This window comes from Fructilactobacillus sp. YLN 2507 (assembly GCF_059614085.1).
Genome location: NZ_CM184303.1, coordinates 1,068,409 through 1,083,745, shown reverse-complemented (window position 1 = coordinate 1,083,745; position 15,337 = coordinate 1,068,409). Strand labels below are relative to the sequence as shown.

General features: G+C 35.3%; 16 protein-coding genes. 11 read left to right on the top strand and 5 right to left on the bottom strand.

From position 1 onward, the window contains the following. The first annotated feature begins 12 nt into the window (after positions 1-12). Genes pstC through phoU form a run of 5 tightly spaced genes read left to right on the top strand, consistent with a single transcriptional unit; the run spans position 13 to position 4,090 of the window. Positions 13-936: a phosphate ABC transporter permease subunit PstC gene (pstC, locus tag AC0GLY_RS05640; protein ID WP_496612262.1), complete on the top strand. Its 924-nt coding sequence runs from the start codon at positions 13-15 to the stop codon at positions 934-936. Next, positions 933-1,826, top strand: coding sequence for a phosphate ABC transporter permease PstA (gene pstA / locus AC0GLY_RS05635; RefSeq protein WP_496611197.1), 894 nt, complete (start codon positions 933-935; stop codon positions 1,824-1,826). Before pstC ends, pstA begins: the two co-directional genes overlap by 4 nt. A gap of 11 nt (positions 1,827-1,837) precedes the next feature. Continuing rightward, positions 1,838-2,626 (top strand): phosphate ABC transporter ATP-binding protein PstB, encoded by a 789-nt coding sequence (pstB, locus tag AC0GLY_RS05630; RefSeq protein ID WP_496611196.1) that lies wholly within the window; start codon positions 1,838-1,840, stop codon positions 2,624-2,626. 13 nt (positions 2,627-2,639) lie between these two features. Further along, positions 2,640-3,398 carry a phosphate ABC transporter ATP-binding protein PstB gene (gene pstB / locus AC0GLY_RS05625; RefSeq protein ID WP_496611195.1) on the top strand — a complete coding sequence of 253 codons (759 nt, stop codon included), beginning with the start codon at positions 2,640-2,642 and terminating at the stop codon, positions 3,396-3,398. Positions 3,399-3,415: 17 nt separating this feature from the next. Continuing rightward, a complete protein-coding gene (gene phoU / locus AC0GLY_RS05620; protein WP_496611194.1) occupies positions 3,416-4,090 on the top strand; it encodes a phosphate signaling complex protein PhoU in 675 nt (224 codons plus the stop codon). A gap of 45 nt (positions 4,091-4,135) precedes the next feature. Here phoU and AC0GLY_RS05615 read toward each other — a convergent pair whose 3' ends face one another. Together AC0GLY_RS05615 and AC0GLY_RS05610 are read right to left on the bottom strand one after the other, a co-directional pair. Continuing rightward, positions 4,136-5,158, bottom strand: a complete 1,023-nt coding sequence (locus AC0GLY_RS05615) for an NADP-dependent oxidoreductase (RefSeq protein ID WP_496611193.1) — start codon at positions 5,156-5,158, stop codon at positions 4,136-4,138. A 16-nt stretch (positions 5,159-5,174) separates the two neighbouring features. Further along, the gene (locus AC0GLY_RS05610) at positions 5,175-5,987 is read right to left on the bottom strand and encodes an oxidoreductase (protein ID WP_496611192.1); all 813 of its coding nucleotides are present in this window, start codon (positions 5,985-5,987) and stop codon (positions 5,175-5,177) included. Between the two features lie 103 nt (positions 5,988-6,090). On the opposite strand from AC0GLY_RS05610, the gene AC0GLY_RS05605 reads away from it, so the two are divergent. Together AC0GLY_RS05605 and AC0GLY_RS05600 are read left to right on the top strand one after the other, a co-directional pair. Next, positions 6,091-6,630, top strand: a complete 540-nt coding sequence (locus AC0GLY_RS05605; RefSeq protein ID WP_496611191.1) for a TetR/AcrR family transcriptional regulator — start codon at positions 6,091-6,093, stop codon at positions 6,628-6,630. A 5-nt stretch (positions 6,631-6,635) separates the two neighbouring features. Continuing rightward, positions 6,636-7,319, top strand: coding sequence for a type 1 glutamine amidotransferase domain-containing protein (locus tag AC0GLY_RS05600; RefSeq protein ID WP_496612261.1), 684 nt, complete (start codon positions 6,636-6,638; stop codon positions 7,317-7,319). 42 nt (positions 7,320-7,361) lie between these two features. Here the strand turns inward: AC0GLY_RS05600 and ppk1 are convergent, their stop codons facing one another. The 3 genes from ppk1 to AC0GLY_RS05585 form a co-directional block, all read right to left on the bottom strand. Continuing rightward, complete coding sequence (gene ppk1 / locus AC0GLY_RS05595) at positions 7,362-9,491, bottom strand: polyphosphate kinase 1 (protein WP_496611190.1); 2,130 nt, start codon at positions 9,489-9,491, stop codon at positions 7,362-7,364. Continuing rightward, a complete protein-coding gene (locus tag AC0GLY_RS05590) occupies positions 9,478-10,869 on the bottom strand; it encodes a DUF2252 domain-containing protein (protein WP_496611189.1) in 1,392 nt (463 codons plus the stop codon). Before AC0GLY_RS05590 ends, ppk1 begins: the two co-directional genes overlap by 14 nt. Before the next feature lie 86 nt (positions 10,870-10,955). Further along, positions 10,956-11,567 (bottom strand): SGNH/GDSL hydrolase family protein, encoded by a 612-nt coding sequence (locus tag AC0GLY_RS05585; protein WP_496611188.1) that lies wholly within the window; start codon positions 11,565-11,567, stop codon positions 10,956-10,958. Positions 11,568-11,698: 131 nt separating this feature from the next. On the opposite strand from AC0GLY_RS05585, the gene AC0GLY_RS05580 reads away from it, so the two are divergent. The 4 genes from AC0GLY_RS05580 (at position 11,699) to rihC (ending at position 15,215) form a co-directional block, all read left to right on the top strand. Beyond that, positions 11,699-12,511 (top strand): phosphopentomutase, encoded by an 813-nt coding sequence (locus tag AC0GLY_RS05580; protein WP_496611187.1) that lies wholly within the window; start codon positions 11,699-11,701, stop codon positions 12,509-12,511. Positions 12,512-12,556: 45 nt separating this feature from the next. Continuing rightward, the gene (locus AC0GLY_RS05575; protein ID WP_496611186.1) at positions 12,557-13,819 is read left to right on the top strand and encodes a NupC/NupG family nucleoside CNT transporter; all 1,263 of its coding nucleotides are present in this window, start codon (positions 12,557-12,559) and stop codon (positions 13,817-13,819) included. Between the two features lie 89 nt (positions 13,820-13,908). Next, positions 13,909-14,301: a tautomerase family protein gene (locus tag AC0GLY_RS05570; protein ID WP_496612260.1), complete on the top strand. Its 393-nt coding sequence runs from the start codon at positions 13,909-13,911 to the stop codon at positions 14,299-14,301. Beyond that, a complete protein-coding gene (gene rihC / locus AC0GLY_RS05565) occupies positions 14,301-15,215 on the top strand; it encodes a ribonucleoside hydrolase RihC (protein WP_496611185.1) in 915 nt (304 codons plus the stop codon). Before AC0GLY_RS05570 ends, rihC begins: the two co-directional genes overlap by 1 nt. The last annotated feature ends 122 nt before the right edge of the window (positions 15,216-15,337 follow it).

The window sequence follows — 15,337 nt, the reverse complement described above, 5'->3', positions numbered from 1 at the left end:
AAAGGATTTATGATGAATAATTTACAAAAAAAATTATTGAGACCTAGTCGTGCGACTCGTCAAGATCGAATGGGCAAAATAATTAGTTTGATTTGTGTCAGCTTTATCATAGTACTAACGGTTGCCATTATTGGTTTTATTACGATTCATGGGTTAGCAACTTTTTATGAAAACCACGCATCCATTACAGATTTCTTATTTGGAAGTAATTGGATGCCAGGTAAATTAGGACCCCATCAACAACCACAAGTAGGAGCCTTTCCAATGATTGCTGCTTCATTTGCGGTAACGGGGTTAGCTGCATTAATTGCCACTCCATTTGCAATTGCAGTCGCAGTTTATATGACGGAATTGGCTCCTAAACGTGGGGCTAAAATCTTACAACCAGTAGTTGAATTACTAGTAGGGATTCCTTCAGTTGTGTATGGTTTTATTGGATTGGTAGTTGTAGTTCCAGCCATAAGAATGGCCTTTGGTGGAACTGGATTTGGGGTTTTAGCTGGATCATTGGTGTTGTTTGTAATGATTTTGCCAACCATCACCTCTTTAACAATTGATGCTTTACGTCAAGTTCCAGATGATTATCGTAAAGCCTCATTAGCTTTAGGTGCTACTAAGTGGCAAACCATTTATAAAGTGATTTTACGAGCCGCAATTCCTGGGATTATGACTGCCGTGGTTTTTGGAATGGCACGAGCTTTTGGGGAAGCATTAGCAGTTCAAATGGTAATTGGGAATGCTGTTTTAACTCCAACTAGTTTAATTACTCCTACTTCTACTTTAACCAGTCAATTAACTTCTCAAATGGGCGATACGATTATGGGAACGTTACCAAATAACGCACTATGGTCATTGGCATTAGTATTATTAATTATGTCAGTCATCTTTAATGTTTTAGTTAAAATCATTGGAAAACGAGGAGCAATGAAATCATGAAAAATTCGCAACGGAATAATAAAATTGCCATTATGGGAATTAAAGCCATGGTTGGCATTGTGGTTTTAATTTTAGTAGCTTTATTAGGTTATATTCTAGTCACTGGATTACCACACGTTTCTTGGAAGTTTCTAACTACTAGTTCCAAAGAATTTGGAGTTGGTGGGGGAATTGCTAATCAGTTATTTAATTCAATTTATATTTTAGTAATTACTTTAATAATTTCTTGCCCAATTGCTTTAGGAGCAGGAATCTACTTAGCTGAGTTTGCTCGCCCTTCATTATTAACTAACATTATTCGAACAACGATTGAAGTTTTGAGTTCATTACCATCGATTGTAGTTGGATTGTTTGGGTACTTGGTTTTGGTAATTAAATTTCAATTTGATTTTTCCATTATTTCGGGGGCATTTGCGTTAATGTTTGTTAATATTCCTTTGTTAACGCGGAATACTGAAGAGGCGTTAAGATCAGTCCCTTATTCACAAAGAGAAGCTGGTTGGGCTTTAGGCTTATCAAGAACTACAACTATCATGAAAATTATCGTACCAGCTGCAGTTCCAGGGTTGGTAACCGGGGTAATTTTGAGTGCTGGTCGAATTTTTGGTGAAGCAGCAGCTTTAATTTTTACTGCTGGTCAAAGTACTCCAGTAATAAGTTATACCAATTGGAATCCGATGAGTCCAACCAGTTTTTTAAATCCAATGCGACCAGCTGAAACTTTAGCTGTTCATATCTGGAAGTTGAATACTGATGGAATTACGCCAGACGCTAATCAAATTTCTAGTGGAGCTTCAGCAGTCTTAATCTTGGTTATTTTAGTAATCATCATTCTTTCTCGCTGGCTCGGGAGTTTTTTATATCACAAACTGAACGGAACTGATCAGTAAGGAGAAACTTAATGAAAACCTTTAATTTAACAGACAATTATTTGATTGAAATTGAAAGTGATGTTGCAATTGAAACGAAAGGGTTGAACGTTTTCTATGGCAATAAGCAAGCGACTTTTAATGCCAATCTTAAGTTTCCCAAACATAAAATTACGGCTTTGATTGGTGCATCTGGTTCTGGTAAATCAACTTTCTTACGTTGCTTAAATCGATTAAATGATAATATTGCTAAGGTAGATGGAAAAATTGAATATCAAGGAATTGATATTAATGGTGAAAATGTAAATGTTTATGAAGTTCGGCGGAATATTGGAATGGTTTTTCAGCATCCCAATCCATTTGCCAAATCAATTTTTGAAAACATTGCCTTTGCGTTACGCCAAAATGGAATCACTGATAACATGGAGCAACGAGTGGAAGAAAGTTTACGAGATGCCGCTTTGTGGGATGAAGTGAAAGATAAATTAAACGAAAGTGCTTTATCACTTTCAGGTGGTCAACAACAGCGACTCTGTATTGCTCGGGCAATTTCGGTAAAACCCGACATTTTATTGATGGATGAACCAACTAGTGCACTTGATCCGATTTCTAGTCGTAAAATTGAAAATACAATGCAAAAGTTGAAGGAAAAATATACCATCATTATTGTGACACATAACATGCAACAAGCAGCTCGAGCTAGTGATTTTACAGCATTCTTTCATTTAGGACACGTGATTGAATACAACAAGACTAGTAAGCTATTTACAAATCCAAAAATGCCAGCAACGGAAGCTTATATTTCAGGAAACTTTGGCTAAAGGAGAACTCTTGATGACGGAAACATTAATTGAAACCAACGATGTACGTTTGTACTATGGTAAAAAAGAAGCATTACACGGAATTAGTCTTGATTTTAAAGAACATGAAATTACAGCTTTAATTGGGCCATCAGGTTGTGGAAAATCAACATATCTACGTTGTTTAAATCGGATGAATGATTTAGTCAACGACGTTACTATTACTGGTAGTTTTTTATTAAACGGACAAGATATTTATAGTTCTCAACAAAACGTGGTTGATTTACGAAAAAATGTTGGAATGGTTTTTCAACAACCCAATCCTTTTCCTTTTTCAGTTTATGATAATGTTGCTTATGGACTACGTGTTCAAGGAATTAAAGACAAAAAATTAATTAGTCAAATTGTAGAGGAAAGCTTAAAACAAGCTGCGGTGTGGGATGAAGTAAAGGATAGTCTTGATAAAAATGCGCTTTCGTTTTCTGGTGGACAACAACAACGAATTTGTATTGCTCGATTATTAGCAATTAAACCAAAAGTGATTCTATTAGATGAACCTACGAGTGCCTTAGATCCGATTTCTAGCGCAAAAATTGAAGAAATGTTATTAAAACTTAAGGAACAATATACCATCATTATTGTGACACATAGTATGAAGCAAGCATCACGGATTTCTGATAAAACAGCCTTCATGTTAAATGGTGATTTAGTAGAGTACGGAAAAACCAAAAAATTATTTTTAAATCCAGAAAAACAGGAAACTAGTGACTACTTAAACGGTAAGTTTGGTTAAACCAGAGGGAGAGTAAAATGGTAACTACATTTGAAGATCGATTAGAAAAATTACGGCAAAGTTTTAATGCTATGGGACTTGATGTTAGTGAACAAATCTATCAATCTACTAAGGCATATATTGATCATGATGTAGCTTTAGCGGAGCGAGTTAAACAAGGCGATGATGAAGTTAACGAAAATGAAATGCACCTTGAAAAACATGCAATGAATTTAATTGCTTTGCAACAACCAGTTGCCACTGATTTTCGGATTATCATGAGTTTTTTAAAGGCCGGGACTGATATGGAACGAATCGGTGATGCTGCGGTTGGAATTGCTAGAGAGACAATTTTAGCTAAAGGAAATCCACGGATGCCCGAAGTTGAGGCAGTTATTGCAAAAATGACAAAACACATTCGCAAAATGTTAGAGCAAATTTTAGATGCATACACGACGTTTAATGCTAATATTTCAACTGAAATTGTTCAAGAAGATCATAAAATTGATCAATACTATGTTTCCACAAGGGAAGCAATTGCAAGAGGAATCTTAGCCAATCCGGAAACGGCGGTTACTGCCTCCAGTTATTTAATGGTAATTCGTTACCTTGAAAGAATTGGAGATCACATTGTTAATTTGGCAGAATATTTAATTTATAGTGAAACGGGTAAAATTGTAGAATTAAGAACAACCGACTTTCGCGAAAACTAGCACAAAAAAACAATCACGCTTATTAATCAGCGTGATTGTTTTTTGTTAATCTTGCTCCATATCAATAACAATTTTTCCCGTTGCGTGGTGCGATTCTAATAGTTTGTAGCCTGCTAAAACTTCGCTAAAAGGAAAAACACGATCAATAACTGGTTTTAACTCATCGGTTTCAATTAGCTTAGTTAAAGTTTCTAATTGTTGACCACTTGGATGCATGATGAAGAAAGTATATTGAACCTGATGTTTTTTTGCTAACCGTCTTAAAGGCGTACTAGCAATTCCAAATAAAATGGATTTTAAAAAGCCTAAATGATGCTTTTGACCAAATTTGAAAGTTGGAATTCCGTTCACTGTAACTAATTTTCCGCCTGGTTTAAGAATTTTAAAGGTTTCCTTTAAGGTTTTTCCACCACGGGTATCGAAAGCTAAGTCATAGTCATTTAAGGCCTCAGCAAAGTTAGTAGTGTGATAATCGATAACTTGGTCGGCCCCTAAGCTGCGAACCAAGGCAAAGTTTTTTTTGCTGGTCGTTGTGGCTACGTAGGCTCCTCGAGCCTTAGCAATCTGAATGGCCATTGTGCCAACGCCACCTGATCCAGCCTGAATGAACACTTTTTGTCCCGGTTTTAATTTTCCAATTTCAATTAAGGCTTGATAACTAGTTAATCCAGTTAGTGGGACGGCACTAGCATCGACTAAGCTTAAATTAGTAGGCGTTTTAGCAATTTCATTTTCTTTAATTGCAATGTATTTAGTTAAAGTGCCACTTTGAAAATCATCTGGACGAGCATATACTTGATCACCAATTTTAAATTTAGTGACATTTTTCCCCATTTTAACGATGGTACCGGAAAAATCATTCCCCACAGTAATAGGGAGATTATAGTTAAAAATTAGTTTTACTTTTCCAGATTGAATAGTGTAGTCAATTGGATTAAGGGAAGCGGCTTTTATCGAAACGAGTACCTCATTATCATTGATTTCAGGTACTGGAATGATATTTTTTACAAATGGATGCCGATACTTTACAAGTTGTAAAGCCGGCATTTTTTTAGGAATGTTAAACATAGTTATTGCTCACTTTCTACATAAATTTGGGAATAATAATATCTTTCAAGTTAGTTGGTAAAATGGAATTAAAGAAAATAGCTGGTTTAGCAGTGAAACCAATCAAATATCTTGGACGTGGATGTTTAGTAGTAATTGCTTTTTTGATGGTTTTAGCAATTAATTTTGGTTGAGATGCAAAACGTGAAGCATAAATCTTAGTAGTTTGTTTAGCCATTTGATTAGCCGCTTTTTCATACTTGGTTCCTTTAGCTGAGCTGACTAAATGTTTCATGGCAATGCCAGACCAATTACTTTTGATTACTCCCGGTTCAATTAAAATGACTTTAATTCCAAAATGACGAACTTCCATCCGTAAAGAATCACTTAAAGTTTCTAAGGCATGTTTAGAAGCAAAATACCATCCTGCTAGTGGGCTACTAAAGCGGCCCGCCATTGAGGACAGATTGATGATTTTACCAGTATGTTGTTTTTCCATATATGGTAAGACTAGTTTAGTTAAAGACATTAAACCGAATAAGTTGATGTCCAATTGATGTTTGGCTTCCGCAATGGAAACATTTTCAATGGCACCAAATGATCCATAACCAGCCGCATTAATTAAAATATCAATTTTTCCAGTTTTGTTAATAATTTGTTGTACGGCATTTTCCATTGACACTTGGTTGGTAACATCCATGATGAGTGGAGTTACCCCTAACTTTTGAAGGGGCTTTAGACTATTGATATGTCTAGCAGCCCCAAATACTTGGTAGCCTGATTTGGCTAATAGTTCAGCGGTTTGAAGACCCATCCCAGAACTTGCGCCGGTTATTAAAACAGTTTCCATAGTTGCTCTCCCGATAAGATAAATTTGCTTATTTTAAGTAACGTGTGTATATTATAATACATAAGTTACTTTTGCAAGCATAAAAATTAAGTAGGTGAGATTAGTGGATAAAAAAATTGACCGTCGCATTCGCAAAACTCAGTCGTCAATAGAAGAGAGCTTTGAAAAATTATTACAGGAAAAGGCCAGTCTTGATGACATTTCGGTTAAAATGATTTGTGATGAGGCTGATATTACTAGAAAAACATTTTATGGGCATTATGCCGATAAATCGGACCTAGTAATGGATTTTATGGATAATAGATTTGCAAAACTGAAATTGACTTGTCGTGATATTGATGAACATCAAATTCAAGCCAAAATTAACCTATGGATTGATTTTTTTATTGAAAACAAGTTGTTTTTTAATAAATTGTTAAAAAGTCATGATTCATATCAATTTAGGCAACGATTTAATGACTTTACTAAAGATCAATTGATGTTTGAAATGATTAGTGATGATGAAGTTAAAATAGATTTTATTTGTTATGGAATCGATGGAATTATTGAAAATGTAATTTTGGCTGAACATCAAGTTAATAAAAGTGAATTAGCTAAAAAGATGCAGGCCATTTTATTACCATATTTATTGAAAGAGGCTTAATGATGATGAAAAAAATTTTAGTTGTTGAAACCAATACCACTAATTTTCCTAAGACAAACCAACTTACTGGTTTATGGTTAGGTGAATCAGCAGAGTTTGTTGCTGTGATGCAACAGGCTGGTTATGAACTCGATTATGTAAGTCCCAAAGGAAACTATATCCCAATCGATCCAAGAAGCATGAAGCGTAGTTTTATTGATCAAGATACGTTGAATTTGTACCAAAATCTAGACTATCAAACTCGTGGGTTATCAAATACTTTAAAACCTGAAACAATTAATCCCAGTGATTATGTAGCGATTTATTATACGGGTGGTCATGGTGTAATGTGGGATTTTCCTAATAATGAACAACTACAAAAAATTAGCCTGGATATTTATCAAAATGGTGGCTATCTTTGTTCCGTGTGTCATGGAATTGCTGGTTTATTAAACATTAAATTAGCAAACGGCAAGTATTTAATTGCTGGAAAAAACATTACTGGGTTTACCACCACTGAAGAATTATTGAGTGGAAATTACAAAAAAGTACCGTTTTTAAATGAAAAGGTGGCTAAAGCACACGGAGCCAATTTTAAAAAAGTTCGACCATTTAAGAGTTATGCGGTTCGAGATGGACAGTTGATTACGGGGCAAAATCCACAATCACCTAAAGCAGTTGCTAAGCAATTAATTGCTGCATTAAAGTAAATAAAAAGTCTAATCCAATGCGGATTAGACTTTTTTTGCTAATTAGAAAGTTTTCTTAACCCAGTTTGAGACCTTTTCTAACAAAGTGGGGGTAGGGAAGACTGGCATGTACTTCCCAATCTCTTTAATAAATGTTTGTTGGGCCGATTTACCCTTTGGACTTTCATATTTAAAGTATTCGCCTTTATTATTCATAAAGAAACCATCAACGTCGTCTTGAGAATAAGTTTTGATGATTGATTCAATTTGTTCGACTTGAGTTGGCTCTAAAATTGGAGCTGCCAATTCGACTCGATTGTCCATGTTTCGCGTCATTAAGTCAGCAGACGAAATCCAATACGAAGTCGTTTCATCATAAAATGCATAAATTCGACTATGTTCAAGCAGTTCACCGACAATACTTGAGAGAACGATGTTTTCTTTAGGACCACAAATGCCTAATTTTAAACAACAAGCTCCACGAACTACTAAACGGAAAGGCACACCTACAGCAGCGGCATCGTAAATGGCAGCAATTACATCGACATCGGTTAAAGAATTAACCTTTAGGAAGACATGGCCCTTTCCAGTTAATAGATAATACTGCTTCACTTGTTGAATGTTTTGAATGACCATATCTTCAATCCGATGAGGGGAGGCGGTGAGCACTTCGTATTTAGGTGGATCAACAATTGGTTGTTCCAAATAATTGAAAAAGGCGGCTAAATCCTTTACATATTTTGCCCCGCTGGAAAAAAGACTTAAATCCACAAATTGTTGCGCGGTGGATTCATTGTAGTTCCCAGTTCCAATTTGAACATATCCCTTTGGTTCAGGACCATCATCAGTTAATACTAAACAGGTCTTGCTGTGCACTTTCATGAATTTTTTTCCAAAGACGATGTTACAGCCAGCATCTTCCAATTCGCCGGTAATTTTAAGGTTGTTAGCTTCGTCAAATCGGGCTCGAAGTTCAATCATGACAGTTACTTTAATTCCCTTTTGCGCTGCTTTTTTTAACAAATCAATCACCTTAGATTGATTAGCAACTCGGTAAATAGTTTGTTTAATGGCAACTGTTTTGGGGTCATCAATTGCGGCTTGCAGAAAATGTAAAAATTGATTAAAGGAATCATATGGGTACTGTAACAATAAATCGTGTTGATCTAAATATTTCAACATTGAATGCTTTTTATCCCAAGGGGCAGGAGTGAATTTAGGATAACTGAGATTGGGATGTTCTTTAGAAAGTTTTTTTACAATCTTAAAAAGAAACGTCAAATCAACTGGCCCATTCACAATATATAAGCTGTGTTTGTTGATATTGAACTTTTTCATGAAAGCTTTAACAAAATTTTGGTTTAAATCAGTTGTGTTTTCAACTTCAAACATTGTAATCCGGCCTTTTTCTCGATCAGCTAGATAATGACGCAAATTATTAATGGTATCAGCGTTGTTGTCGTCTTTTTCGACATCTAAAGAAGCATCTAAGTCACGAATGATTCGGAAAGTCACAATATCTTGAATTTCACCATCATCAAATAAATTTGATAAGTTATTTCGAATCAAATCTTCAATCATAATGTAAGTAGTTACATCTTCATCACCTTTGATTTTTACCAAACGATCGAAGTCTGTAGGAATTGGAACAATTCTAATTTTGTGCTTATTTTTGATTTTGACTGAAACGCCTAAAGCCATTCTTTTATTTTTGAGAAAGTCTAGATTATAGTTTTCGGCATAAGTAGTAAAACTCAAAAAGGGGAGGATTCGTTGGTCAAAGATTTGATTGGCTCTTGCAGTCTGACTTTCAGTTAAGTTTTGATAGTTAGTAAGATTACAAAATTGATTTTCTAAAAGTTGATTATCCAGTTGTGAGTAATAATTATACTGAATTTCAAAATTTTGTTCGTTTCGTTTGTGTAATCGTTTTAAAATTTTAGAATAGCGTTCACCAGATTTGGTTTCGATTCCGTTTTTAGTCAAGGCTTCTTGAGTTTGTAAACTAGGAACTCTGACGCTGTAAAATTCGTCTAAATTATTAGCTGCAATTGCCAAAAAGGCGAGTTTATTGTTGAACGGGGTTTTATTTTGGTTGGCAAGTTCAATGACGCGACGATTAAAGAGTAGCCAACTTAAATCACGATTAAAACATTTCCCCTCGTAAAGATTTGTAAGGTTAGTCGTGTCCATTTTTTTCCTCCTTAATAAAGGTTTCATAATCAATTTCAACCTGTTTGAGGTAGTTATTGGCAAATTTAACAAAAGCTTGATTCATCCAAGGCTGACTTTGAAGGCATCCAATAATCATCGGAAAAGTTTGTGATTGGCTGTGTGCTCTTGCTAAGAGGCTCATACAAACGGAAACATAATCACAAAAGGCAGCCCAATCTAATTTTTCCAACTTGATGGAACCTTTCATATCTTTGAATTGACGAACATAAAAGCTATATTTTTTGGTGTTAAAGTATCCTAAAAAGATATCTGAGGAGCTTTGGAGAATTCGTTGACATTCTACAATTTCTTCTCCAGAAGAACGATGCTTATCAGTATAGAGTTCTTCATTTTGGTAAATTGGAAGGGCTTGTTTAACTTGAAGAACAATGTAATTGCCATTAGGATCTTCTAATAAAATTAAGTAACAAAGTGTTCCAACACTTCCTACACCCACGCTATGACGGACGATATCAACAATGCTAAATTTAGCTAGAAACTGATGTACATCACTACGGGTATGCTTAAGATAATGGTTGTATCCTTTGGTTAAGCGACTATAAGTTTTGTCGCCGACGTGTTTGGTAACGGGACTATTTTCGATAAACTGCCGCTTGCCATCTTTGACTTCCGTATATTTTTGAACTGCGTAATCAGAATTACTGCGAAGGGCTTTTTGCACCGTTTTGTTAACTAGTTTTAAGTAGGAATCATTGAATTCGGTTCGATCATCATGAATTGCATCAAAAGTTGAAGCAATGTTTGGTAAGGTATTTGGCATAATGAAACGCTTAGTGGCTGAAAGATTCATCAAGTGAATCAAAGAATTTAAGTAAGTATTCATTACCTGTTCTAGATAAGGATTAACGTCTTTTTCAATGTCAAATCCTTGTTGTTTGGCAACTAATAAAGCACTCACAAGTAAACGTTTTACATCATATTCCCAATGACCTACATGAGATTCATCAAAGTCATTCATATCAAACAAAAGTTGTGCCTCAGCTGAACCATAGTAACCAAAATTACCTAAGTGAGCATCTCCACCAATTAAGACTTTGATTCCACTATTGTAATGTTTGTCCAAATCATAATTCATGATGTCGACGGTTCCACGATAAAAGGCAAAGTCGGATTTTGACATTCGTTTACGCTTTAAATGAAGCAACTTCTTGTAAAGTAACGAGTTACGGACATTCATAATTTTTTTGATATCACGTTGTTTGGCATCAAAATTTGCAATTTTAGCAAAAGTTGCATCAATGCCAACGCGATTACCAGCGTTGATTAATTCATTATAATTTTTGTGCATGATATCGACTTTATCAAATTTGTATGGAATGCTGTTTTTTTTGTGCATAATTAGTCCTTTCCAAAACCTACTAGCTAACTTCAATTATAATCTTTATTGATGATGATTAGGAATGTAAAACCGTAAATAGATAGTTAATTTTTCAAAATAAAGTCATTAATTACCGCTGCCATTTCGGCATAGGTTTGAGCATTTGGGTGTAAGCGTTGATCACCTAACTTTTCGACGTAGTTCTTTTTCGTCAGCATTGCTGGAGCTAATTTGCGCCAATTCAATACAGGAATTTGGTTAGTTTGGTAGACTTCGGTTAATTTATTTAGTAAGTCAGCAAAGGAATACTGGGCTAAACCAGAAACTGAGTAATTATCCATCTGACCATCAAATCGATTAATTGGGAGAATCCCAAAAATTTTAATGTGAGGATTCTCCTTTTTGATTAAATTCAGGTTCACCTGTAAGATTCGACCTAAGACTTCAAGCGTTTCGGGACGGTGGGCAAAATCATTGGTACCATAAAAAATCGTGGCTAGCTGATAATCAGCAAAATCATGATTGGTAACTTGGAAGGTTAAATCTCGTTCTGATTGACCAACAATTGTTCCCGCATTAACACCCGCATTGGTAATTTTAAGAGTAGGATTAAGGCGTTCTAAGTAATAAGAAATGTTTTTTTCGAGATCTTGGTGACCATCAAATCCGTTCGTGATTGAGTCACCTAACATAATTAAATGCTTCTTTTTTGGCATAATAAAACTCCTTTATACGTATTATTTAAGTTTATTTTAACTTATTTTTCATAAATTCTTAAGGAAAGATTGCGACAACTAAATTCATCATTTATAATTAAAACAGATGATTACTTTATGGAGGGTTTAAAGTGAGTTATAAGCGAGTAATTTTAGTAGATTTAGCTGCCCTAGGTCTTAGATCTGACAATGAATCTGCCCAGCACAATTCAGATAACGATAACATGTTGACTCACGTGCTCAACCAGTCATCAGAGTTTGCCTTACCAGCTTTACATAAGCTAGGTTTTTTTAATGTTTTTTTCAAAGATAACCCGGAGGCTAATTCACAAATTGCGGCTACCTATGGACTAACGCGAACGAGATGCATTGTTAATAAGCCTTGTTCGGGATTACGCGAAATGTTTGATTGCTCTTTAAGTTATCGGGTTTCTAGTGTTTTTGAAGAAACGGCCAAGCAGTCTCGTTCTGTGATTATTTCTAAGTTTGTTAGTTATCTTTTTTCTCAGGAATTAAGTGATATTTATCAAGTTAGTACTGATGAAGAAGCGTTTGCAGAACTTGATCACCAACTTGGAAAAAACGATAAAGGCTTTTTCTACGCGCAATTACCTCAGTTACAAGAGTTAACCGAGAACAATGACTTTGATGGTTTTAGTGATGAATTAGCAGTGGTTGATCATCATTTAGCTAATTTGATGAATAACTTACGTGATGATGATTTATTGATGGTGGTTTCTAGTCGAATTGGAGATAATCGAACCCGAGATGGTTTTTCCACCTACAAAATTTTGCCAGCAATGCTTCACGATAATGCTTCTACTTGTCATCATTTCAAAAATGAACCTTATGTTTGTGAAGTGGGGGCAACCGTCTTAGCAGCTATGGGATTACAAAATCAGGTTATCTCGCCGAAGCATAGCTTATTACCCTGTATGAAGTAACGATTTAATTGATTATTACTCTGATTTTCGAAAGGAATTTATCTAATGAACACTTATTTGCTCGTTAATATTCTTGGTGTGTTAGTTTTTCTTGGAATTGCGGTCTTACTTTCTAAGGATCGCAAAAGTATCAACTGGCGTTCAGTCTTAGTTGTTTTAGTAATTAACTTAGTTTTAGCCTTTTTCTTAACTAACTTTAGTTGGGGTCGTGACATCGTTAAAGGTGCAGCCCAAGGTTTTCAATGGTTGATTAACATTTCTTATACTGGGATTGCGTTTGCTTTTCCAGATTGGGTACACGTTAAGCAAATGAATTTCTTTACGGCAGCCTTACTTCCAATTTTAATGGTAGTTCCAATGTTTGATATTTTGACTTACTTTGGAATTCTACCATTCTGTATTAAATGGATTGGTCGCGGAATGGCCTACATTACTGGTCAACCTAAGTTTGAATCATTTTTTGCCGTTGAAATGATGTTTTTAGGAAACACTGAAGCAATGGCTGTTTCTAGTGTGCAATTAAAGCGTATTTCTCCAGAACGGGTTTTAACGATTGCAATGATGTCAATGTCATGTATTACAGCTGCGATGGTAGGGGCTTATGCACAAATGGTGCCTGGTGAGTATGTCCTAACCGCTATTCCTTTGAACATTTTAAATGCAATCATTATTACCAATCTTTTGAATCCAGTTAAGGTAACTAAAGCTGAAGATGTGATTTATGAAATTGGAAGCCCAGCTGATGATAAACAAATTGCTGAAGAAGTAGTTGCTGATAAGCCTGAAAAACCAGAAAAAGAACCATTTTTCTCATTCTTAGGTGATTCAATTTTAGGCGCTGGAAAGTTGATTTTAATTATTGTAGCTAACGTAATCGCTTTTGTGGCTTTAGCTGCTTTAATTAGTAAATTATTAGGTTTAATCAATCCTTGGTTATCCCTAGAACATATTTTAGGTGTAATTATGTTCCCATTTGCTTGGTTAATGGGGCTTGATGTTAATCATGCTTTCCAATTTGCTCAATACATGGGAACTAAATTGGTAACTAATGAATTTGTGGTAATGGGTCAAATTGCCCCTAAGATTAACAATTTGCATATTTTTAGTCATCATTTTCAAGCAGAATTAACAGTCTTTCTAACTTCGTTTGCTAACATTAGTACGGTTGGAATGATTATTGGTTGTTTGAAGGGAATCGTTGATCGTAAGAAAAATGATTTAATTTCCAAAAATATTGTTTACCTATTCTTGTCTGGAATCTTAGTTTCATTGATGTCAGCTGGAATTGTAGGAATCTTTGTTTGGTAAAGAGCTTTGAAGAGTGGCCTTGCGCTGCTCTTTTTTGTTAACAATATGATAAAATTACCTTATATAAAAGAGAAATGGATGTGAATGAGATGCCACTAATGCGGATTGATTTAATTAAAGGACGTAGAACTCCTGAACAAATTAAACAAGTGATGCAAATTGCTTATGATGTAACTCGTGATACTTTTGGAGTGCCTGCAGATGATCGTTTTCAAGTTGTTACACAACATGAACCTTATGAAATGTGTCTTTTAGATGCAGGACTAGGAATTGAGCGAACTGATGATGTGATTCTAATTCAGATTCTTTCAACCCCACGAACTACGGGACAAAAGAAAGCGTATGCTAAGGCTGCGGTGGAAGCCTTTCAACGAGAAATGAATTTGCGCCCAGAAGATTTGATGATTGTGTTTGCTAACAATCATGCTGAAGACTTTAGTTTTGGACTTGGAAAACACCAATTCCTTGATGGTGAACTCTAATGACAAAAATTATCATGGATACTGATCCTGGGATTGATGATGCTGCTGCTTTGTCAGTTGCAATTAACAATCCAAATTTAGATGTTGAACTAGTGACGACAGTTGCTGGGAATGTCACGGTTGACAAAACTACCATTAATGCTTTAAAGATTATTAATTTTTTTGATCAAGGCACCCAGATTCCAGTAGCTGCAGGAGCCGATCAACCATTAATTAAACCCTTTGAAGATGCTGCTCGAATTCATGGTGAGTCTGGAATGCGGGGGTATGATTTTCAAGGCGAGTTACCAAAACCACTAAAAGAAACCGCTGTTCAAGCGATGCACCGAGTGATTATGGCTAGTACTGAGCCAATCACTTTAGTTGCTACTGGTTCCTATACCAATGTTGCTTTACTATTTGCCGAATATCCAGAGGTTAAGGATAAATTAGAACGGATTGTAGCCATGGGTGGAACTTTAGGCCGTGGAAATATGACGAGTGCAGCAGAATTTAATGTTTTTACGGATCCTCATGCGGCTAAAATGATGTATCAGTCAGGCGTTCCAATTGTGATGGTGGGACTCGATGTTACTAATAAAGCATTAGTGACCCCTGAAACTTTAGCTGAAATTGAAACTATGAACGTAGCTGGAAAAATGTTGCATGATTTGATTATTAGTGATGGTGATCGGAACGAAAATGGGGTTGCAATGCATGATGTTAATACCATTTTTTACTTATTGCATCCAGAATTTATGACAACTAAAAAACTCTGGATCGATATTCAAACTGAAGGTCCAGCAAATGGTGAAACAGTTGCTGATATTCGCGGAGCTTATCATGGTGGCAAAACGAATGCTGAAGTTTGTCTTGATATTGATTCTCAAGCGTTTAACGATTGGTTTAAAACTGAAGTTCGTAAAATGAAATAGTAATTTCTTGAAAAAGATTGGACAATCTCCAATCTTTTTTGTTTTCTAGCTAACTAAAATCTTAAAATTTAGTTATAATGGAACATATAAGTATAATTATTGAGCGATTAAAAAGTTAGGAG